We start from the raw sequence: 20,556 nt of genomic DNA on the forward strand, positions 1-20,556 counted from the left end.
ATCCCGAAACTTCGGGATCGCAGGTGGAAGATCGTGTCAGGACAGGCCAATGAAGACGGAAAATCGGAGAACAGCATTGATTACCGGCGCGGGGTCGGGCATCGGCAGAGCGACGGCATTTGCCTTCGTTCACGAAGGGTATGCCGTGAGCCTGCTCGGTGATGATCTCAATGACGTTACACCCGTCGCCGCCGAAATCGAGCGCCTTGGCGGCGTTGCCCACGCCGTTAAGGCCGACATTTCCATAGAGATGGAAATGCAAAAGGCGGTCGCACAGACCGTGCGCACTTTCGGAAGGCTCGACGCGGTGGTCGCCAATGCCGGCATAAATGGGGTCTGGGCTCCGATCGACGACTTGGCGCCGGATGAGTGGGATCGCACGATTGCCGTCAATCTTCGGGGAACATACCTGACGATCCACACGACCGTGCCGCAGCTCAAGGCTCAAGGTGGCGGCTCCATCACCGTCGTGTCCTCGATCAACGGCACTCGAACGTTCACTACCCCTGGCGCTACTGCCTACACAGCGACAAAAGCCGGACAAGTGGCGATGGTGCAGCAACTCGCATTGGAACTTGCTCGGCATCACATCCGCATCAACGCGGTGTGTCCCGGCGAGATCGACACCAACATCGAGCATAACACCTCCCTTCGTGGCGAAGATGAGACCGCCATTCCGGTCATCTGGCCTGAGGGCCAAGTGCCGATTACAGGCGGCAAGCCGGGCCGAAGCGAAGACGTTGCCAACATGATCGTGTTTCTGGCGTCCGACAAAGCTGGCCATATCACTGGGTCACCAATCTGGATCGACGGCGGCCAGGGACTCCTGCGATGACCGAACTGACACGTCGATACAAATGGGGGCCGTCACTCACGTCCGGTGGCGGAAGCGGCTTCCGGCTTTGGGCACCGTCCGAGGAACGTGTTTCCCTCCGAATTGGTGATCGAAACCTTCCGATGCAGGCCGCCGGAAACGGCTGGTTCGAAGTCGAAATCCGCTCGCGTCCCTTTGGCGAAGTCTACGGGTTTATTCTTGCGGACGGCACCGTCGTTCCCGACCCGGCCTCGCGACATCAGGTCGACGTCCGGGGACTGTCAACTCTGGTCGATCCGACCTCCTATCAATGGAGGCACTCACATTGGAAAGGCAGACCTTGGCAAGAAGCTCTCTTCTATGAGCTTCATATTGGCACTTTCACGCAAGAAGGCACGTTTCGATCGGCGATGGAGCGGCTGGCTTACTTGGCAGATATAGGTTTCACCGCGGTCGAGGTCATGCCGCTCGCCCAATTTCCGGGCGAGCGAGGATGGGGCTACGACGGCGTCTTCCAGTATGCCCCCTTCAGCGGTTACGGATCACCGGATGACTTCAAGGCGTTCGTCGATGCCGCGCACGGCCATGGACTGATGGTCTTTCTCGACGTGGTCTACAATCATTTCGGACCAACAGGCAATTTCCTCTCCAGCTATGCGCCGGATTTCTTCCTCGAAGACAACCCGACGCCCTGGGGGCCAAGGATCGCCTTTGCAAGCGAGCCTGTGCGGCGATTCTTCATCGAGAACGCAATTTACTGGCTGACCGAGTTTCACCTCGACGGCTTGCGTCTCGACGCCATCGACATGATTACAGATCCGAGCGAAACCCATATCCTCGAAGAATTGTCGGTCGAGGCGTATGCGTCGGTTCGCGATAGGCAAATACACTTGATCACCGAAAATCCGGCAAACGGCACAGACCTGATGGCGTTACGACCAGACGGCACTCGCCTGTTCAAGGCCGACTGGAACGATGACTTCCATCATGCCCTTCACGTTGCTGTGACAGGAGAAAGCACGGGGCACTATGCGCCGCTGTCGGACAAACCCTGGGAGAAAACGGCAAATGCGCTCGCACACGGCTACATCATGGATGGCAAGCGAATCCTCGACGTCGATCCGCCACCATCTTCATCGCTGCCCACCACCTGTTTTGTCCATTTTCTTCAGAACCATGATCAGATCGGCAACCGCGCTCTCGGAGACAGACTGCACACGAGCTTAGACCAAGACTTGTACGCGGCGCTCGTGGAGGTCTTGGCCCTTTCGCCGCAAGTACCGTTGTTTTTTATGGGCGACGATCATCTGAGCACGCGGCCGTTTCGATTTTTCACCGACTATGAAGGCGAGCTTCGCGCGAACGTCTGGGCAAATCGTGAAACTGAGGCGAGAAATTTCGGCGGGTTCCCGGCAGATTTCGGACCCGAAGACATTCCCGATCCGTCTCGTCTTTCGACGTTCGAGGACAGCAGGATCGACTGGGTTGAAGCCGATAGACCAGAGGCCGGCGACTGGCGCGCTTTTCTCAAGAATCTCTTTCGTGTGAGAGCATTCCAAATCGTGCCCATCATCGGAAAACGAATGTTGGGCGGCACGGTCGTCAAATCGCCGGAGCGTTGCCTGTTCGTCGACTGGCGACACGGCCAGGGCACTCTTCATCTGCGCGCAAATCTTTCGGAAGATCGGATCGAAATCGCCCCAGTGCCAGGCGTGGAAATCTATTCGGGAAAGAGGTCGCAAAGCCATGGATCACTGGACGGATATAGCGTTCGAGTGTGGAAATCGACTTCGGAGACTTGAGAAGATCAATGCCCGTCGGCCCCAAGGCCTGGAAGGAAGACACGGCAACGATGTTCGAGATTGGTGTCAACTCGGGAGCTTCACAATCGCCCAGAAGGCGGCGGTGTCGGACATGTTCGAAGTCCAGGCCGCCAAGCTCGAAGTCCAGAACGGCAAGAGCAAGAAAATCAAGGCATTTGCGAAAGACATGGTCAAGGACCACAGCGCAAGCACCGACAAGCTCAAGGCCGCCTCAGCGAAAGAGGGCGTCATATTGCCAACTGGGCAGGATCCCGAACGTCAGCAAAAGCTGGCCGCCCTCAAACCCTTGAGGGGCGTTGAACTCGACGCTGCTTACGCCTCTACGCAGATCTCGGTCCGCACGGCAGCGGTAGCGCTAATCGACGCCTATTCCAAGGATGGCAAAGGCGGTGCGCTCAAGGCATTCGCCCCCAAACTTACCCGGTGATTCACCAGCACCTCATTCGTATCCAAGGTTTGAATTCCGGTGAGTAATAGCTCGCTGCGGATGAGCGCATTGCTCGTTCCCAGCAGGCGCGAGCTTGGTACGATTTCGCACGCGGAACTGCCCGGCATCGCCTGCATTGAGTCCGTGAATACGACCAGATTTCTACGCAAATCGGTCACCACGCCCGACAGCACGATCGCAAACACATCGCCGCGAGCCGCTGGGACGGGGCGGAAAAACATGTCGAGGGGCGCCCGTCGCCCGCGCGGCTCATTGAAGCGACGCGCCGTGCGTTTTGGGTGACTCTGAAACGCACGGTCGCGACAACGATGCAAGGCCACCGCGCCCAATTCGAGCCGAACGAGAAGTGTGACGATTGCGACGTGGCCACCGGCATCAATGAATATCTTGCAGCTCGGCTTTGCGGCATGTCAGCCGCAAATGCTCAAGATCATGCAAATCGAGCATGTCCCATGGCACCGCTTTCTTGCTGGCAGACCTGGTCGCACCGATCGCGCTCAGAACCGCGCGGCCGATGGCAAGTGCAGACAGCCGTTCAAAAAGGCTGTAGGCGCCGACGTGATATTCGACGACGTAAACATCCGCGCCGCGCGCCTCCGCCCTGATTTCTTCCAGGCGCCCGACTGCCTTGCCCTCCAGGTCACGGACCTGTCTTCCCAGTAGCAGCTCGAGGTGAACTTCATTCATGATTGGCCTCCCGGGATCCAGCTTATCACGTGCCGTTTCAGCCAATCCTGAAAGTGCTCCAGTGGCGTCTCGCGTCGATCCACATCCAGTTCGATGTCGACACCAACATTTCTCACTTTTATCCACGGCACGCGAAAAGCTGTTGCCGCAGGCTCCAGGCCTGCCGCCTTGCGAAGCCAAAGCATTAAGCGATGCGGCCGGCGCCCCAGCCGTCGCGACAGCGTCAAACTGCCCATTTCGATGAAGGCGACCCTCGGCGCGTCGCCATCGGAGATGCTCAGGACGATGCCGTCCGCCTTGCCGATGCGATTTTGCTCTCTGTCGACCAATTGCTTGTCGAGCACGTCGCGGATCAGAAGCATGTCATCCTCCGAAGATTTGCAGGGGAAGAGTTATGAGGGCGACGATGAACGACAGGCCGATGATGACCAGCACGGCGGTATTGCTGATCCATCCATTGCGATGATCTCCAACGAAATTGCGGTCGTTCATCAAAAACAGGAACGGAACCACGCCGACGGGCAGGGCCAGGGCCGTGATTGCCATTGAAAAGATCGTCAGCTGCAGGGGATCGACGCCGATCGCGATCGGCAGGACGGCGATAGTGATGAAACCCGTATAGACCAGCGCGAAGGCCGGATCGGTCCTCGGCTTGGCATCTTCCGACCAATTCCAGCCGAAACCTTGGGCGACCAGATAGGCCTGGCCCAGGCTTGCTTCGAGTGCAGCGCCGAAACAGGTAATGCCAAGCGAGGCCGCGAACAGGTAGAAGCCCCATTTGCCCAAAGACGGGGTCAGGATCGGCGCGATCTGGTCATATCCTTGGATGTCTGTGATGCCACGCGGCGGATAGACGAGGGCCGCTACGATCAGGATTGCGGCTGCAATGACGGCGCCAAAGCTCATCCCTAATGTCGCGATAACACGATTGGTGCCGAAGAAACTCTTATCCCATTTTTCTTCAATAGCGCCGGAGGAGTAAAACAGAAATAGGAATGGCGCTATAACTGCTCCAAGGATGCTGACAGCGATGAAACCATAGTGCAGCGGCGCGTCGTGCGGCAGCGTCGGCACCAGGCCTTTAGCCACCTCCAGCCAGGGCGGGTGCATGACAAACACCCCCACCACGAAACACAACGCCACCAAGCCCAGGATGGCGACGCCTTCCTCGATCATGCCGAACGTGCCCTTCCAGAGGAGAAGCCAGACGGTGAAGGCCACCGGCAAGGCCCACCATTGAAAACCGACACCGCTGACGAATTGCAATGCCAGCGCAACGCCGCCGATCTCCGACGCGAGCACGAGCAGATTGACAATCGAAATGATCAGCAGCGTGAGCAGGAAATAGTTCGAGCCGAAGCGTTCCCTCAATCCATCCGCAACGGTATGATGGCTGGCAATAGCAAATCGCCCCGACATTTCAATCAGGAAGACGAGGCAGACCGTGCCGATGACAATGGCCCAGAGCAGGCTGAATCCATAGGCTGCTCCGGCCTGGGCCGACGTTGCGATCTGGCCGGTCTCGATAAATCCCCCGACACTGGTGACGATCCCCAGCGATATTTGGAGCAGCTTTTTCATCCGTCCGGCCGATAGGTGTTTCGTAGCTTCGCCTCGTACTGATGAAGCGCCGCGAGATGCTGACGACCTCGTTCAAAACGATCCTGACCAACCTCGCCGTACGCCGCGGCGATTAGCCTATTGAGTTGAAGAACACTCGCTCTGGCATCGCCAAATCTCGACGTTTGCGGGAGCTGTGACGAAAGGTTTGAAATCTCCTGCTGACATCGCTCCAGTGCGAGATCGGTGAAACCCTTTGGAACTTCGGCCCCAAGACGACCGTCGAGGATCATCTCCGCAGTGGCACTCCATGAAAGAATTCCGTCCATTTGCTTGTCGAATTGATCATCTTGGCTTGAGCACGAAGCAAGCCATAAGAACAGGAATGAAGACAGAATTTTTCTGGAATCCGACCGGCATCCGCTCGCAATTCTTTTCCACACCATTCCAGATCTCGTGAATTCGGACGCCAATAAGCTGTGGAACCTCCGAACCTTTAGGTAGCCGGTACAGGCGGTACTTGGCGAAAAACTTTGGAGCAAAATGCACCTGCCAAATCTCAGAATATTGCGCTGACACGCCAATTCAGACACGAGTCAACTGGTTGTCGCCTCCTAAGTTCCCAAGCGAAATAACTCACGATGCCGCGCCTTACTGAGATTGCCGGATTGGCGGTTCGAAATGTTGAAGACAGAACTTTTCCTATCCCAGGTTGCCGGCGGAGCGTAATCATTCCCACTCATCGACAATAAGACGGAAAGGGAGGATCTCGACGGGAGCGTCGTGCATATCGCTTACCGGTTCCAGCAGGGCGGATTGGCCGCCTGCTCATGCCGTGTCAGTACCAGCTTGATCGAAGACGTGCGAAGCGATTCCACAAAGTCGAGATTTGCCTCGCCTGGAATTCCGAAAACATACTCGACACCTTCGTTCTCCAGTGCACGAACGAGAAGGTCTGATCCTTTGGCCATAGAGTATCTCCTTTTCGTACATCATGCTCTCGGGAGTGCCGTTTTTAAACCTCTTAGCTTCGAATCGTGGCCAAAGCTAACGCCATTAACGGCGTGGAAAGAGCCCGGCCGACGGATCACTTCTCGACAAAGGCAGCCAAACCACTCGGATGTCGAAGGCAGTTCGCATGCCGCGAAGCGCTGTGCTACGGAAGGCCGTCGAATCCGGATACGCAATGCTTCTCCAAGTTCAAAACGTCTACAAATCGTTCGAGACCGCGGAAGGCCCGCTTGAGGTCCTTCGTGATGTCTGCCTCGACCTGGAGGCCGGCCGAAGCCTTGCGCTCACGGGGGAGTCCGGCAGCGGCAAGAGCACCCTGCTTCATCTGATCGGTGGCCTCGATGCCCCGTCGCGCGGACGGATTTTCGTTTCCGGCACGGACATTGCGGGCTTAGGCGATGCTGGAAGAGCAGCGTTGCGGCGCGGGACGTTGGGGTTGGTTTTCCAGCAGTTCAATCTCATCCCTTCGCTGGATGTCGCTGCGAATCTCTCGTTTCATGCGCGGCTCGCTGGTGCGCACGATCACGCTTGGATGAAGACACTCGTCGATCGACTGGGACTGGACAAACTGCTCAAACGGTTCCCGGAGCAGCTTTCCGGCGGCCAACAGCAACGGGTCGCGATCGGTCGGGCGCTTGCAGGACGTCCGAAGCTCGTGCTTGCCGACGAACCGACGGGCAATCTCGATGAGGCGACAGGCGATGCGGTGCTCGATCTCATGTTGGAACTCGTTGCCGAGCGGGGCGTGAGCCTGCTGATGGTGACCCACTCGCCTCGACTGGCGCAGAGGCTTGATGCCCGAGTTCATCTGAGGGGAGGCAGCATCAGCTGATGTTGAGGGCCAGTCTCGATGCGTTGTCTTCACATTGGCGTCGGCATCCGATGCAATTCGTCGTGCTCCTGCTCGGTCTGTCGCTTGCGACCGCCCTTTGGTCCGGGGTCCAGGCGATCAACGCGGAAGCGCGCGCCAGCTATGACCGCGCCGCCGCCATGCTCGGCGGTAACAGACTTTCGCAACTGGTGACAAAAGACCGGGAACTGTTCGACCAGGATCATTTTATCGCATTGCGCAGGGCAGGGTGGCTCGTTTCGCCGATTCTTGAGGGTGATCTGAAAATCGGTTCAACCACCGTGCATCTGATCGGCATCGATCCCGTGAGCATCCCGACTGATGCAAATGTCGCCTCGGTCGGCAGTGGTGCCGACCTTTTGCCTTTCATCACACCGCCTGGGGTCATGTATGTAAATTCCGCCACGGCGAAGGCCCTTGCCGAGCGGACATCGGCGGCGCTTCGTGTTGATGAGAGCCTGCCGCCCGGGACCGCGCTCGTCGATATCGGTATCGCCCAGACGCTTTTGGACCATCCGCTGCGGCTGAGCCGCTTGATCGTCGCAGACCATCAGCCTGCGGGGCGCGGTAGGCTTGAAGACGTCGCGCCGGACCTGTCCTTGCAGGCTCCCGATCCCCAAGGGGACCTGACGCGCCTGACCGACAGTTTTCACCTCAATCTCACGGCTTTTGGTTTTCTTGCCTTCGCAATCGGGCTGTTCATCGTCTATTCGGCGATCGGCCTGGCTTTCGAACAACGACGCTCGACATTCAGGACGCTTCGCGCGCTCGGGGTTTCGGCGGCGGCGCTGACAGGGCTGCTGATTGCCGAGCTGCTGGCGGTCTCGGTGTTTGCCGGATTGGTCGGCGTCGCGCTCGGTTACTTGATAGCCTCACTACTGCTTCCCGGCGTTGCCGCCACGTTGCAGGGCCTCTACGGAGCGACGCTGCCGGGCACGTTAACGCTTAGGACTGAATGGTGGGTGGCTGGGCTCGGCATTGCGGTTCTCGGCGCTCTCGGGTCGGCGGGACAAAGTCTCTTGCAGGTTTGGCGAATGCCCCTGCTTGCGCCGGCGCAGCCTCGCGCATGGGCGGTGGCCTCGGGCCGAACCAGGCAGATGCAGGCCGTGGCAGGCGCTCTCTTACTGACATCAGCCGTCATGCTCGTGCAGTTCGGATCGGGACTGATCGCGGGTTTCGCGGTCCTTGGGGGGCTGCTGCTCGGATCGGCACTGCTGCTGCCGGTCGCGCTCTCTCTTGTCCTGGCCGCCTTTGAGGCATTGGCGCACCGACCTCTTCACCAATGGTTTTGGGCCGATGCACGCCAACAGCTTCCCGGCCTGTCCCTGGCACTGATGGCCCTGCTGCTGGCCCTTTCGGCCAATGTCGGCGTCGGCACCATGGTGGCGAGTTTCCGCCTGACATTCGAGGGTTTCCTCGATCAACGGTTGGCCGCCCAGCTCTACGTCACCGCGCGCACCGAAAAGGAAGCGTCCGCGTTGCGCGCTTGGCTCGAGGGCCGGGTGGACGCGGTTCTTCCGATCTGGAGCACGGATGGCAAGATACTCGGCCAGCCCGCGGAGGTCGTCGGCGTGAAGGACGACAGGCTATACCGTGAGAATTGGCGTTTGCTGTCCGGGGAACAGGACGCATGGGACAAGGTTGCCGCCGGAAAGGCCGCCCTTATTAACGAGCAGATGGCGCGCCGAGACGGTTTGCGACCGGGCGATCGGATCACGCTGCCGGCAGGCTGGCAGACGGAGGTCGCAGGTGTCTATTCGGACTACGGCAACCCTATCGGACAGGCGATCGTCGGCGTGGACGCGCTCGCGTCGCATTATCCCGATCTTCCGAAGCTGCGGTTTGGTTTGAGAATGGATCAAAGCCGCGCGGCAGCCCTGGCTCGGGAACTGCGGGCTCGGTTCGGCTTGCCCGCGCAGTCGGTGATCGATCAGGCGAGCCTGAAGCGGAAGGCGCTTGAGGTCTTCGAGACCACTTTCGCGGTCACCGGAGTGCTCAACGTCCTGACGCTCGGGGTTGCCGGCATTGCCATGTTCGCCAGCCTCATGACACTGTCCAGCATGCGGCTGCCACAGATTGCGCCCGTCTGGGCCATGGGCGTGACGCAACGAAGGCTGGTCCTGCTCGAACTTGCCCGCACAATCGGGCTGGCTTTGTTCACACTGCTGGCGGCGCTTCCGGTCGGCATAGCGCTTGCCTGGGTGTTGCTGGCGGTCGTCAATGTCGAGGCTTTCGGATGGCGATTACCGCTTTTCGTCTTCCCCATGGATTTGCTGAGGCTCGGCGTCTACTCACTCCTGGCCGCATTTCTTGCCTGTCTTGCGCCGCTGAGGCAGATGGCGAGGATCGCACCGTCGGAGCTTCTCAAGGTGTTTGCCGATGAACGCTAAAACGGTTCTAGTTTTCTGCGCCGCGATTGTGACGATGGTCTTCGGATCGAGCGCTCTCGCGCAGGGGTTCGCCGGACTTGGCACGGACGCCAAGGGCTTTAAGTCGCCGACGATCGGAACCCCCCTGCAGTTTCCTCGGGACTTTGGCGCACATCCGGACTTCAGAATCGAATGGTGGTACCTGACCGCCAACATCAAGGGAGATGACGGCAAAGACTACGGTGTCCAGTGGACTCTGTTTCGCTCTGCGCTCGCACCTACCGATAAGGCCGATTGGTCAAGTCCTCAGGTCTGGCTCGGCAACGCAGCGATCACGACACCCGACCACCACTATGTCTCAGAACGGCTCGCGCGTGGCGGCATTTTGCAGGCAGGCGTCACCGCATCACCGTTTAGCGCCTGGATCGATGACTGGAACATGACGGCGCGCGCCACTTCCGGGGAACCTCTCCCCGACGTCAGCCTCTCCCATCTCGATCTCGCGGCGAGCGGCGCGGAGTTCATGTACAAACTGGAACTCGACTCTTCGAAGCCGCTCGTCCTGCATGGTGACCGCGGGTTTTCGGTGAAGTCGGAAACCGGGCAGGCAAGCTATTATTATTCGCAGCCGTCCTATGCGGTCAAAGGCACGTTGAAATTGCCTGGCGGCGATGTCGCCGTAACGGGTCAGGCATGGCTGGATCGCGAATGGTCCTCGCAACCGCTTTCTCCGGACCAGTCGGGTTGGGACTGGTTCTCCCTTCATCTCGACAGCGGCGAGAAGTTGATGTGTTTTCGCCTGCGCGACAGCCGTGGCGGGTACACGTCCGGGACCTGGATCGCCGCAGACGGTACGTCAACGCCGCTGAAACAAGGAGAAATCAAATTAACGCCGCTCGGCACAACGACGGTGGCGGGCCATACCGTGCCGATCGAATGGAAAATCGACCTGCCATCGAAATCGTTATCGATCACCGCGACGGCCTTGAATAGAAAGGCATGGATGGCAACGAGATTTCCATATTGGGAAGGGCCGATTAGTTTTAAGGGAAGTCATCTTGGGTGGGGTTATCTGGAAATGACCGGTTATGATTGAGGCGCAAAGAGGGATGTTGACTGCTGTTGGCCCCAAGGCCGACATGTCCGCCCCATCGATCGCATTGTCGCCAGCAGACGTCAGCGTTGGTCTTTTCTCGCTCCCATCTAAACGCCGAGCAGGCCAAGCCGTATCAAGCTCTCGGCGGTGGCGGCAATTGCCTCTTCCCTCGATCGGGGAGCCCATCCAAACAAGCGCTCTGCCTTCTTGCCAGTCGCATTCATGTCGTAGTTCAACAGCGGCACGACCGCCTTGAGCTGTGCGTTCGTCTGACCGGCGATCCGCACCTGCTCGTCGGACCATACCTCCGTCGGCACTTTTCCGGCCTTTTCTCCGAAGCGTTGCCGCAGCAGTTCTGCAACTTCGATCATCCACAGGCTCTCGCCAACCGTGGCCAGAAACCGTTCTCCTTTGGCGGCGGGATTGGTCATGGCGTGAAGATGCAGGTCGGCCACGTCCCGCACGTCCACGCAACAGGAATTGACATTCAGGCATCCCGGCTGTCCGTTCAGCATATTGGTGATCAACCTGATGGAATGTGAATAGTCTGCACCCAGAACGGGTCCGTAGACGGCAACCGGATTGATTGCCGTGAGCTCCAGCCCTTTGCCTTCCCGAGCGATGAAGTCCCAGGCGGCACATTCCGAGAGGGTTTTCGACTTCTGGTTGTGTTTCGGCGTGGAATATTGACCMCTCTGGCGGGGTGACCGGCGTCCAATTTTGACCCCCCTCCTGTTTTGTCTGACCATCCGTCTTTTGCTGGCGGATGGAGGGGGAGTTGAAGCGAGTGGATACGATTGCGCGTGTTCGTCGAGCCTTCCATGTTCAAGGCTGGTCAGTGAAGAAGATCGTCCGGGAGCTGCATGTGTCCCGCAACACGGTCCGTAAGATACTGCGTTCTGACGAGACCGATTTCTCCTACGAGCGAGAACATCAGCCGTTACCGAAGACCGGGCGCTGGAAAGCCGAGATCGAGCGCTTCCTGGCGGCCAACGAAGGCAAGCCGTCTCGGGAGAGGCTGACGCTGATCCGGATTTACGAAGAGCTGCGGGCGCTGGGTTACGACGGCAGCTACGATGCGATCCGACGCTATGCGAAGGGCTGGTCGAGGGATCGAGGAGCTGTGACAGCCGAGGCCTATGTGCCGCTCTATTATGCGCCGGGCGAGGCCTACCAGTTTGACTGGAGCCACGAGATCGTCCTGATCAACGGGGTGACGACGACGATCAAGGTCGCCCATGTCCGGCTCTGCCACAGCCGGATGATGTTCGTTCGCGCCTACATGCGCGAAAGCCAGGAGATGGTGTTCGACGCCCATGACAAGGCCTTTGCCTTCTTCCGTGGGACCTGCACACGCGGCATCTACGACAACATGAAGACGGCGGTCGAGACCGTGTTTGTCGGCAAGGAGCGGCAATACAACAGGCGTTTTCTGCAGATGTGCAGCCATTATCTTGTTCAGCCGGTCGCCTGCACACCAGCATCCGGCTGGGAGAAGGGCCAAGTCGAGAACCAGGTCGGCCTCGTGCGTGAGCGCTTCTTCACGCCACGCCTCAGGGTCAAAAGCTTGGAAGAGCTGAATGTCTGGTTGCTCGACAAATGCATCGCCTATGCCAAGGCACACCGCCATCCCGAGCAGACCGAGCGGATGATCTGGCAGATGTTCGAGGAAGAGCGCGGCAGCCTGGTGCATTATGTCGGCCCGTTCGACGGCTTTCACTGCGTTCCGGCGTCGGTATCGAAGACCTGCACGGTTCGCTTCGACAACAACAAATACTCGGTTCTCTCCAAGGCCGTTGGCCGCCCCGTCGAGGTTCATGCTTATGCCGACAGGATCGTCATCCGCCAGGACGGGGTCAATGTCGGCGAACATCAGCGATCCTTTGGCCGAGGCGATACCGTCTATAATCCCTGGCATTATGTGCCTGTCCTGGCTCGCAAACCCGGTGCCCTTCGCAATGGTGCTCCCTTTCGCGAATGGGTTTTGCCAGCGGCGATGGAGAAAGTCCGAAAGCGCTTGAAGAGCGTCGATGACGGCGATCGGCAGGTGGTCACCATTCTCGGATGCGTTCCCGCCGATGGTATCGCGGCCGTCGAGGCGGCCTGCCAGGAAGCACTCGATCAGGGCGTCTGCTCAGCCTCGGTCATCCTCAATATTCTGGCGCGGCGGCGTGACCCGGCTCCGGCCGCAACCCTGCAAACCCCGGATGCGCTTCGACTGACCCATGAACCGGCCGCCGATTGCGCACGCTATGACAGCCTCAGGAGGGCAAGCTGATGGAACGCACACAGGTTCTCGAACTGATGAGCACGCTGAAGCTCTACGGCATGCGCAGCGCCTATGACGAAGTCATGGGCAACGGCATCAAACGCCAGCACGAACCGCCGCGTATCATCGGCGATCTCTTGCAGTCGGAGATCGCTGAGAAGCAGGCCAGGTCGATCCGTTACCAGCTCAGCATCGCCAAACTACCGCTCGCCAAGGATATCGACGACTTCGACTTCAAGAATACCCTCGTCAATGAACCCTTGGTGCGCGATCTTGCGACCGGCACTTTCGTCGCCGACCAGCGCAATGTCGTCCTGGTCGGCGGCACGGGAACCGGCAAGAGCCATCTGGCCATCGCCATTGCCCGCGCACTCATTCGCAACGGCACGCGCGGCCGCTTCTTCAACGTTGTCGATCTGGTCAATCGCCTGGAGACGGAGACGCGCAGTGGCAAGCAGGGACGGACCGCCGATTACCTGACCCGGCTGGACTTCATCGTCCTCGATGAACTCGGCTACCTGCCGTTCGCCCAGGCGGGAGGTCAACTGCTGTTCCATCTGATTAGCAGGCTTTACGAGCGCACCTCGATCATCGTCACTACCAACCTGGCCTTCGGTGAATGGCCGACGGTGTTCGGCGACGCCAAGATGACAACCGCACTGCTCGACCGGCTGACTCATCACTGCGAGATCGTTGAAACCGGAAATGAGTCCTGGCGCTTCAAGAACCGCTCTCAAAGCTAAAGCCCAAGAAGATCATCACCCGCACTTGGCCCGCCCTCTGCAACCCCGGCCAGCGCCGGGCAGGCCAAGCGCTGATCGTCTATAGGGGGTGAAGATTGGACGCCGATAAGGGGTCAACATTCCGCGCCGATTGACAGCAGGCTCCTCGAGATGAAGACGCACGGGTATATGGAAGGGTGCAGGAAATGTTTTTATGAGCTGGACATCCTGTGTAGACTGAAATCGGAAGTCATCCGTCTTCAGCTTTCCACCATAGCGCTGACGCCACTCCAAGAAGTGCATTTCAAATGCTTCAGGTATGCGGGAGGCAGCTTTTGCTGCAGCAACTCTGTCAGGAACCGCAATCTCGGGGATCAGCCTGGCGATGCCGGGTTGAATGGTAGTATCATCAACTGGCGCCAGCGCGATTAGATCGAACGCTTGGGAGGCGGTAAATTCTTCTGCTGAAAAAAGTTCGATATCGTCAGAAATCGGAGATACCGCCTCGTAGCCTCGAGCCGAGAGGGTTATGCGCCCTTGTGACTCTGTGACCAGACCAGTATCCAGAATGTCTTGTAGAAGCACACTTGTCTCGGCATGCTCGAAACCGAAATAGGCACCAACCTGTTCCGCTGTAATCTCAGGCATCAGATGTATGAGCCTAATCGCGTATTCTGTGGCGAGTGGAATGGATGGCTCATCTCGTTCCGTCTCGATCTCTAGGCCTGAGTAAAACGTTTCGGAAACGAGCGCAGATATTTCCGAACCCATCCGGTATTGTGTCTTCAGCGTACGAGCCGCCGCCTGGCCATAACTTGACCCGAACGAACGTTCGAAGTCACTCCTTTTTAGGTCCTCAACCTGGAAATCTGGCAGTCGGTTGTGCAGTGCTTTCAAGGCCACATGGCCGAAGAGAGGCGGCAACTGTCGATGATCGCCAACCAGAAGGATCCGTCGGCCAGACTGCATAGCCGAACTCGCGGCGGAACTGTCGCGCCCGCTCATAGACCTCTTTCCGTTTCCACTCCGGCGAGTCGGCATCAACCCAGGCGGCATCGAGATCGCGCTCAAGTGCCTCGGCAAATCGGCGATGGGGTCTCGGGTCGGCGACGGCGGCCCAGCGGCGATGGAATTTCCGATGCTCGCGATCGTCGAGACGCAAACCCTTCACATATGTCATGCCGCACTCCGGACATTCGACAGTTTGCGTCGGCTTGGGTTTGCGGAATTTCGGGGCGTAGACCGTAAGTGACATCGCTATTCCGTCATCGTCCGCCGTGTATTCGACGCGGTAGCCGCCCCCCGTCTTGTGCTTCGCCGTCGTCATGCCACGCCAGCCGCGATGCGGCGCGCTGATGGAGACGGATCTCATGCGGTGACGATTGCCGTCATAGAACAGCACGGAAATCTCTTCATTGGTGAGTTGGGGCCGTCCTTCGAGCGAGGGTCGGAGAAGGTCGCACAGCGACGAGACATCAATACGAAAGCCGAGCTGCTCCAACCAGATGCAAAGAGCGGCGACATCGGTAGCCGCAAGCTGCTGGTATCCGATCACGTCGTCGTTGCGTCGTTCCGGCCGCGGGAACACCGTTCGATGCGGAATACCGAGCTTCAACGGGAATGAAACTAGATCCACCACTGCAGGGGGATCGAGGCGGCGATCCTGCCTCAGCAGGAAATCCTCGACATCGCTGTTCGAGACCCAGCCGCTTGCGACTATCCGGGCTTCCATTGCACCCGGGATATAGGAGCCCTTCGGCGCTGGTCGCTGCAGGGCCTGCCAGATTGCCTTGATCGCCTCAGGCTCCATCTCCATTCGCCGAATCCATCCTCCTTCGATACATGCGACGAACAACCTCGACAAATAGCGGGCGGCGTCAAGATCCCAAACGTTCACCTGGAGGCTTTGTCCGCCGCTGCGCCGGTTGCACGTAAAGGTTCAATCGACGAGATCGCCGAGAATATCGGCCCCAGCATACTCACCATGCTCGTCGGGCTAGGCAATGACCTCTCCCGGGAGCCGAACAATCAATGTTCCGTTTTCATCGCGACGGATGGCGGCGAGAACGTGGACCCGGCATTCCTCGATGGCGTCCTCAATTGTGACCTGTGCCTGGCAGGGCTCTCATATCACATCAAATCGTCCTCGATCTGGATTGCCCCGCCTTCCGGATCGGAAATTCCACCTGCCCTGTCCAACGACAATATTGAATCAGTACGACCCCATCGATTCATGTTGGTGATGTAAGCGCTGGCGAGACGCCTCTGGCGCACGGCTCCAGTCGCGCTGCGACCGAGGCAAGCAGACGGTTTCAACCGAACCGGGCGAGGATACTTTCGCGATGAGCGAAGAAGAATCCTATTGCATGCGGCCGATCTTGGCCGGATAAGGTGCTGGTAGATTTTCAACCATGTCGCGCAAAATGAGTACCACGCCGTCGATACGTCCCATACTCGAGCACGAGACCGCACATTGGCTGCAGCGGCGCGCTGCCGCCGATCTGAAAGGTCGCGCGCTTGCCTGTGCCGTAAACGCTCGAAACTTTCTGGTCCGCGCTGAGAAGACCGCCAAGGACTCGACGATCGTTTCCTATTTTTGCGCTACGCACGCGACCGAGGAGGCCGTGGCCGCCTTCGTCTCGGCCTGCAAGTCGGCCGGATATCCCGAGGCGAAGGCGATCAATCTGCACGATCACAAGGACAAGGCGACGGTCTCCGCCTTCGCCCAATTTATTACGGGCCACTTGCACGATGCCGGGCTGAGCATTGCGCATGAGCCTGGAGAGGATGTTCTCGTCGCCCGGGTCCGCAACGGCGACGCGGTCCAACATTATCCCCTCGGCCTACATCTCTTCACCTTCAACAAAGACATTCAAAGCGAAACCCATTTTGATGCGTTCGAGGGGTTTTCGGCGCTCTTCGGCTCGCCGGAAGACATGCGGCGCCACATCGTCACTCGATCGACGTTTCGCGACAAGGCGCTCTACGCGTCGAGCGGCGGAGCGCCCGCAATGCCGGAAGATATTCTTGGACTCCAGCTTCAGGATCACGCCTTCCTGACGCTCGGCCTGATCTGGGCTGCCATCGACGTTATCAATCATAGACAGCGCGAGCCCTTCGTCATCCAGGTCCTCGGCGCCATCAACGAAGTGAATGCCGGCTTCAAATCCAAACCACCCGGACCGTGCACGGACGCGGAGGACCAATCGCATTGACGATCCACCAGTTCTACCAGCCGCCGCTCCACTGGCAGCAGTTCGAGGAGTTTGCCGTACAGCTTCTTGCCGAGGTCTATGACGTGCCGACGGCGCAGCCATATGGTCGCCCTGGTCAGACGCAGCATGGCGTCGATGTCTATGGCCGGTCCAGGAAGCACGGACAGATTGCCATGCAATGCAAGAGATTGTCGGGCTTGGATGCAAACAATCAGCCTCTTCCCGGTGGGCCGATCTCGCGGAAATTCTTCTTCGATGAAGCCAAGGCCATCGAGGCTTTTCCGCATGCAATATCCATCTGGATCCTCGTCACGACGGCCAGACGAGACACGCGCGTACAGGGGTATGCCGAGGAGCTGAACGAGCGATGGGCCAAGAAGGGGATCGACCGGACAGCGACGATATGGTCATGGGACGATTGCGTCAGCCACCTGAATTCCTATCCGGAACTCCGAAAACGCTACTATCGCGACGTCATCCAGGTGAACAGCATCGGCGATCTCGACCGGATGGTCTTGGAAACGATCTCGATGGCGTTCAACAGGACAGCGTTTGAACTGCCATTGCATATCGAGACACCGAACGAATTCCTACAGGCTCTTCAGGACACACAGAGAGCCCTGCGAACCGGCGCGCTTCTCGACAGAAAGAGCGGCCACGTCATCCGTAAGTCAATCGGCGGATGGCGTCAGATCAATGATCCTGAATGGCGATCCGCGCTGGGAAAGATCGACAGGAACCTGCGGACTCTAAGGACGCGCCTCGAACACGGATTGAAGAACGGTACGATCCGGCGAACGAACAATTATCTCGATTTCACGAACATGCGGCAACTCCAGGATCTGGAGGAGCTTCGCGAACGTTGTGTCCGCGACCTGACCGATGTTCTGATGGACGCCGGGCTGCCGGCGATCTGATGAGTGCCTTCTGTCCATCGTCAGATGTCAAATACAGCGTACCGTTTCAGCTCGGCAACCAAGTTGAGACGAATAATGTCAGTGATCGGAGGCGACGCAATGCGTCGCGTGAGGAGTAGTGAGAAGCGTGGCGCTGGTTCCAACAGCCAATGAAATTGCGGTGCGAGAAGTCCTTGCGAAATTCGACGCCGAATTCGCTCAGGTCGCCGCTGCGATCGAGAATGGCGAATTTGCATTGTGGGTGGGGTCGGGGATTTCGAGGCAGGCGCCAAATCTCGGCAACCTCATCGAACGTGCCTTTGACTACATCCGCGAGAGAGCAATCGACGCCGCTACGGCTGCCGCCTATTTGCCGGCCCTTGAGGAGGCGTTGGGGCTCGCGGAGGTTGATCCGGCGGCGGTAGAGCCACAGTATGCCCAGCCGCTCGCGCTTTGGCCGCAGCATGATGCGATCATTGATCGCTTGTGGAAGAAATATTCGCGAGTTCTCGACATCCGGATCGCCGGCAAGGACGCGGATTTCGTCCTATGGGATGCAATTGACATCAGACAGGCCTTTGAGAATCCGGCACCGCCGGCCGCTGAGCATCTGTGTATCGCGATCCTGGCCCTCGAGGGCGCCGTACAGAACATTGCTTCGGCTAATTGGGACGGCTTCATCGAAGCAGCCGTCAGCCGTCTGAGCAATGGGGTGCAGGGTGTCATCCAGGTGGTTGTCGATCCTGATCAACTCCGCGGACCCGCGGGCCGTGCGCGGCTGCTCAAGTTCCATGGCTGCATTGTCCATGCGGCCGACGAACCCGTGGTGTTTCGGCGGTTCCTGACTGGAAGTTACACCCAGATCATGGACTGGCCGGAGAAAGCCGAGTTCGCCGCCATGTGCAACGCGGTTGTCGGCCTCGCGACGGCCCAGAAGACCTTGGTATTGGGGCTCTCGATCCAGGATAACAATCTCCAGACGCTGTTTGCCCGTGCCAAGGCGGTGCATGCTTGGCCATGGCCTTGCGCACCGGCTGCGCCGGCTCATGTTTTCTGTGAGAACCAGATTCAACAGGGCCAGCGCGACGTGCTGCGTCTTTCTTACGGCAATGCCTACAACAACGATCCGGCCGCTGTCCATGATGCGACGCTTCTGCGCGCCTGGGGCGAGAAGGTGCTGATCGCGCTTGTCCTTAAGCTCGTTGCAGACAAACTCGTCCGCTTGATGGAGCTTGCTCTCGAGCCCTTGGGAAAGGGAGTGATCGCGGGTGCGCTCAAACCCATGATGACAGATTTGCGGAACGACGTTGCCGAATTAGCGGTGCCCGTGCCCGGCGTACAACACCGGACAACCTTCGTGAATCGGTCGATCGCACTATGGTCTCGCATGTTGTCAATATTCCGCGGTGGTGTTCTGCCAGCAAATCCGGATGCCTACGAGACACTCAGCCACACGACACCCAATCTCATCGCAGCCGACCAGAACGCACAGGCGATGGGACTGGGACGCCTCGGCGTTGCGTTGTCGCTTCTTCAAAATGGACGGGCGGCAGGGCTTTGGGAGTTGCGTCACCCAGCTTCGAACGATCTATCATCAGGGGCGATGACGGCTCGTGCGTCACGCCCAGATGGAGTAAATCGCCCGCTATTCATTGTGAAATCCGCCACGGACGCAATCGCGCTCCAAAGCAATGGCGCCTTCGCCAACGACAATGCGATTGTCCTCCATGCCGACGATACATGGCATCGAATGGTAGACGGTGGTACAAGTCGGCGCCGGGTGCGCGCCGCGCCGGGGCGAACCGGCCGCGTCGGGGATACTCATGTCAGCCTGGGCAATCTGCTCGCGCGCTGCGATGACGCTCCGACCCTGCTACAGGAATTCGTCGCGGAGATGATGTTATGAGCGGCTCGCCTCTCGTACTGGCAATCCAGGCACGGCTTCGCGGAGCCGGTTATTACGCTCTGTCAACTCCCTTCAAAATTGCGGGCGTCGAGTTCAGCTTCACCGGCGCGATGCGGGGTCGTGACGGGCGGGCGCTCGACCTCGTGATTCTGGTGGATACGACGACAGGAGATTTTGGTGATCGCGACGGCGGGCGGGTCCGTCAAAGGATCGAAGCATTGAGCCGTGCTCTCGATGTCACGGCTTCGCGCTACGTTGTAACCGCTATCCTCGCTGGCGCGGTGCTGGCCGAAGGGGTCGAGACACTTTCGGAAACCTGCCGGGTCTTGCAGGTCGACGGCGTCACCCTAAACGCCGAGGGCAGGCCGGCAGATGAAATTGCAGCACGCCAGCTCGACGATCGAATTCGCGTGCTTCTTCCACTCACGCTTCCTGTTCTACCCGCAGAGGCGAAGGACGGCAGCGGCTCGGCCATGGAACAGCTCGTCCGCGCGCTTCCCGCCGGTACGCAGACGGCCCTTGTCAATGCAGTAATTGCCGCCTCGAGCACCGGCGAACAGGCTGTGACCGACGCTGCGGCACTGATTATCAATGCTGCGTTGCAGTACGAACCGGGAGAGGAACTGCCATGAACGACCTCATCCTTAAGAGCCTCGACATCAATAACTTCCGCAGCATCCGCGGTAAGGTGCATGCGCCCCTCGATGCTAAGGACGGTTCGGACAATAAGCGCTACATGTTTCTTGGTGTGATAGTGTAGTTCCACTCCGGATGGAACGGGTCGCCTATGATATTGAGGCTTGCCATCTGGGCATTGGAGACCTTGACGCCCTTTTGGTAGGTGCGGGTGTCGATGGCGCATTCAACCTTGAGGCCGGTCGTTGTCGTGG

Annotated in this window: 20 protein-coding genes and 2 pseudogenes; 13 read left to right on the plus strand and 9 right to left on the minus strand. The window is 58.9% G+C overall.

Features of this window, described 5'->3' with window-relative positions; translation table 11 throughout:
* The first annotated feature begins 49 nt into the window (after positions 1-49).
* The 3 genes from AC1D06_RS26740 to AC1D06_RS26750 are packed head-to-tail and all read left to right on the plus strand — an operon-like array spanning position 50 to position 3,064.
* A complete protein-coding gene (locus AC1D06_RS26740) occupies positions 50-835 on the plus strand; it encodes an SDR family oxidoreductase (protein ID WP_477877249.1) in 786 nt (261 codons plus the stop codon).
* Complete coding sequence (gene treZ / locus AC1D06_RS26745) at positions 832-2,616, plus strand: malto-oligosyltrehalose trehalohydrolase (RefSeq protein ID WP_477988819.1); 1,785 nt, start codon at positions 832-834, stop codon at positions 2,614-2,616. The genes AC1D06_RS26740 and treZ overlap by 4 nt, the downstream gene beginning before the upstream one ends.
* The gene (locus AC1D06_RS26750) at positions 2,561-3,064 is read left to right on the plus strand and encodes a DUF4142 domain-containing protein (protein WP_477988820.1); all 504 of its coding nucleotides are present in this window, start codon (positions 2,561-2,563) and stop codon (positions 3,062-3,064) included. Before treZ ends, AC1D06_RS26750 begins: the two co-directional genes overlap by 56 nt.
* A gap of 396 nt (positions 3,065-3,460) precedes the next feature.
* On the opposite strand, the gene AC1D06_RS26755 is transcribed toward AC1D06_RS26750, so the two are convergent.
* The 5 genes and pseudogenes from AC1D06_RS26755 to AC1D06_RS26775 all read right to left on the minus strand — a co-directional run.
* Positions 3,461-3,772, minus strand: a complete 312-nt coding sequence (locus tag AC1D06_RS26755) for a PRC-barrel domain containing protein (RefSeq protein ID WP_477877246.1) — start codon at positions 3,770-3,772, stop codon at positions 3,461-3,463.
* Positions 3,769-4,134, minus strand: a complete 366-nt coding sequence (locus tag AC1D06_RS26760; protein WP_477877245.1) for a hypothetical protein — start codon at positions 4,132-4,134, stop codon at positions 3,769-3,771. Before AC1D06_RS26760 ends, AC1D06_RS26755 begins: the two co-directional genes overlap by 4 nt.
* A 1-nt stretch (position 4,135) precedes the next feature.
* Positions 4,136-5,353 (minus strand): Nramp family divalent metal transporter, encoded by a 1,218-nt coding sequence (locus tag AC1D06_RS26765; RefSeq protein ID WP_477877244.1) that lies wholly within the window; start codon positions 5,351-5,353, stop codon positions 4,136-4,138.
* Entirely contained in the window at positions 5,350-5,778 is a 429-nt protein-coding gene (locus AC1D06_RS26770; RefSeq protein ID WP_477877243.1) for a hypothetical protein, read from the minus strand. The genes AC1D06_RS26765 and AC1D06_RS26770 overlap by 4 nt, the downstream gene beginning before the upstream one ends.
* 372 nt (positions 5,779-6,150) lie before the next feature.
* Positions 6,151-6,303, minus strand: a pseudogene (locus tag AC1D06_RS26775) (thiamine pyrophosphate-binding protein); the annotation flags it as partial.
* 215 nt (positions 6,304-6,518) lie between these two features.
* On the opposite strand from AC1D06_RS26775, the gene AC1D06_RS26780 reads away from it, so the two are divergent.
* The 3 genes from AC1D06_RS26780 to AC1D06_RS26790 are packed head-to-tail and all read left to right on the plus strand — an operon-like array spanning position 6,519 to position 10,658.
* Positions 6,519-7,175, plus strand: coding sequence for an ABC transporter ATP-binding protein (locus AC1D06_RS26780; RefSeq protein ID WP_477877395.1), 657 nt, complete (start codon positions 6,519-6,521; stop codon positions 7,173-7,175).
* Between the two features lie 50 nt (positions 7,176-7,225).
* Positions 7,226-9,583 (plus strand): ABC transporter permease, encoded by a 2,358-nt coding sequence (locus AC1D06_RS26785; RefSeq protein ID WP_477877242.1) that lies wholly within the window; start codon positions 7,226-7,228, stop codon positions 9,581-9,583.
* Positions 9,573-10,658, plus strand: coding sequence for a lipocalin-like domain-containing protein (locus tag AC1D06_RS26790; RefSeq protein ID WP_477877241.1), 1,086 nt, complete (start codon positions 9,573-9,575; stop codon positions 10,656-10,658). Before AC1D06_RS26785 ends, AC1D06_RS26790 begins: the two co-directional genes overlap by 11 nt.
* Before the next feature lie 107 nt (positions 10,659-10,765).
* On the opposite strand, the gene AC1D06_RS26795 is transcribed toward AC1D06_RS26790, so the two are convergent.
* Positions 10,766-11,113 carry a hypothetical protein gene (locus AC1D06_RS26795; protein WP_477988822.1) on the minus strand — a complete coding sequence of 116 codons (348 nt, stop codon included), beginning with the start codon at positions 11,111-11,113 and terminating at the stop codon, positions 10,766-10,768.
* 323 nt (positions 11,114-11,436) lie between these two features.
* Between AC1D06_RS26795 and istA the strand changes: the two are divergent.
* Positions 11,437-13,003 (plus strand): annotated as a pseudogene (istA, locus tag AC1D06_RS26800) (IS21 family transposase).
* Positions 12,936-13,670: an IS21-like element helper ATPase IstB gene (istB, locus tag AC1D06_RS26805; RefSeq protein ID WP_477988823.1), complete on the plus strand. Its 735-nt coding sequence runs from the start codon at positions 12,936-12,938 to the stop codon at positions 13,668-13,670. Before istA ends, istB begins: the two are co-directional and overlap by 68 nt.
* Positions 13,671-13,685: 15 nt before the next feature.
* Here istB and AC1D06_RS26810 read toward each other — a convergent pair whose 3' ends face one another.
* A complete protein-coding gene (locus AC1D06_RS26810) occupies positions 13,686-14,546 on the minus strand; it encodes an AAA domain-containing protein (protein ID WP_477988824.1) in 861 nt (286 codons plus the stop codon).
* Positions 14,506-15,465 (minus strand): C2H2-type zinc finger protein, encoded by a 960-nt coding sequence (locus tag AC1D06_RS26815; RefSeq protein WP_477988826.1) that lies wholly within the window; start codon positions 15,463-15,465, stop codon positions 14,506-14,508. Before AC1D06_RS26815 ends, AC1D06_RS26810 begins: the two co-directional genes overlap by 41 nt.
* Before the next feature lie 90 nt (positions 15,466-15,555).
* Here AC1D06_RS26815 and AC1D06_RS26820 point away from each other — a divergent pair, with 90 nt between their 5' ends.
* The 5 genes from AC1D06_RS26820 to AC1D06_RS26840 all read left to right on the plus strand — a co-directional run bounded on the left by AC1D06_RS26820 (position 15,556) and on the right by AC1D06_RS26840 (position 20,298).
* Positions 15,556-15,897 (plus strand): hypothetical protein, encoded by a 342-nt coding sequence (locus AC1D06_RS26820; RefSeq protein WP_477988827.1) that lies wholly within the window; start codon positions 15,556-15,558, stop codon positions 15,895-15,897.
* Between the two features lie 163 nt (positions 15,898-16,060).
* Positions 16,061-16,864, plus strand: coding sequence for a hypothetical protein (locus AC1D06_RS26825; RefSeq protein WP_477988828.1), 804 nt, complete (start codon positions 16,061-16,063; stop codon positions 16,862-16,864).
* Complete coding sequence (locus tag AC1D06_RS26830) at positions 16,861-17,781, plus strand: hypothetical protein (protein ID WP_477988829.1); 921 nt, start codon at positions 16,861-16,863, stop codon at positions 17,779-17,781. Before AC1D06_RS26825 ends, AC1D06_RS26830 begins: the two co-directional genes overlap by 4 nt.
* Positions 17,782-17,908: 127 nt before the next feature.
* On the plus strand, positions 17,909-19,666 hold the full coding sequence (locus tag AC1D06_RS26835; RefSeq protein WP_477988831.1) for an SIR2 family protein: 1,758 nt from the start codon (positions 17,909-17,911) through the stop codon (positions 19,664-19,666).
* Positions 19,663-20,298, plus strand: a complete 636-nt coding sequence (locus AC1D06_RS26840) for a hypothetical protein (RefSeq protein ID WP_477988832.1) — start codon at positions 19,663-19,665, stop codon at positions 20,296-20,298. The genes AC1D06_RS26835 and AC1D06_RS26840 overlap by 4 nt, the downstream gene beginning before the upstream one ends.
* Positions 20,299-20,398: 100 nt before the next feature.
* Here AC1D06_RS26840 and AC1D06_RS26845 read toward each other — a convergent pair.
* A partial coding sequence (locus AC1D06_RS26845; protein WP_477988834.1) for an ISAzo13-like element transposase-related protein occupies positions 20,399-20,556 on the minus strand: 158 nt, incomplete at its 5' end.

Source organism: Rhizobium sp. P2_G2 (assembly GCF_056403555.1).

Excerpts from the sequence above, each read along its gene's own strand:
- AC1D06_RS26815 (WP_477988826.1), bottom strand. The coding sequence starts at position 15,465 with ATGGAGATGGAGCCTGAGGCGATCAAGGCAATCTGGCAGGCCCTGCAG.
- AC1D06_RS26840 (WP_477988832.1), top strand. The coding sequence starts at position 19,663 with ATGAGCGGCTCGCCTCTCGTACTGGCAATCCAGGCACGGCTTCGCGGA.
- AC1D06_RS26790 (WP_477877241.1), top strand. The coding sequence starts at position 9,573 with ATGAACGCTAAAACGGTTCTAGTTTTCTGCGCCGCGATTGTGACGATG.
- AC1D06_RS26825 (WP_477988828.1), top strand. The coding sequence starts at position 16,061 with ATGTCGCGCAAAATGAGTACCACGCCGTCGATACGTCCCATACTCGAG.
- AC1D06_RS26740 (WP_477877249.1), top strand. The coding sequence starts at position 50 with ATGAAGACGGAAAATCGGAGAACAGCATTGATTACCGGCGCGGGGTCG.
- AC1D06_RS26785 (WP_477877242.1), top strand. The coding sequence starts at position 7,226 with ATGCAATTCGTCGTGCTCCTGCTCGGTCTGTCGCTTGCGACCGCCCTT.
- AC1D06_RS26755 (WP_477877246.1), bottom strand. The coding sequence starts at position 3,772 with ATGAATGAAGTTCACCTCGAGCTGCTACTGGGAAGACAGGTCCGTGAC.
- AC1D06_RS26750 (WP_477988820.1), top strand. The coding sequence starts at position 2,561 with ATGGATCACTGGACGGATATAGCGTTCGAGTGTGGAAATCGACTTCGG.
- AC1D06_RS26770 (WP_477877243.1), bottom strand. The coding sequence starts at position 5,778 with ATGGTGTGGAAAAGAATTGCGAGCGGATGCCGGTCGGATTCCAGAAAA.
- AC1D06_RS26760 (WP_477877245.1), bottom strand. The coding sequence starts at position 4,134 with ATGCTTCTGATCCGCGACGTGCTCGACAAGCAATTGGTCGACAGAGAG.
- AC1D06_RS26765 (WP_477877244.1), bottom strand. The coding sequence starts at position 5,353 with ATGAAAAAGCTGCTCCAAATATCGCTGGGGATCGTCACCAGTGTCGGG.
- istB (WP_477988823.1), top strand. The coding sequence starts at position 12,936 with ATGGAACGCACACAGGTTCTCGAACTGATGAGCACGCTGAAGCTCTAC.
- AC1D06_RS26780 (WP_477877395.1), top strand. The coding sequence starts at position 6,519 with ATGCTTCTCCAAGTTCAAAACGTCTACAAATCGTTCGAGACCGCGGAA.
- treZ (WP_477988819.1), top strand. The coding sequence starts at position 832 with ATGACCGAACTGACACGTCGATACAAATGGGGGCCGTCACTCACGTCC.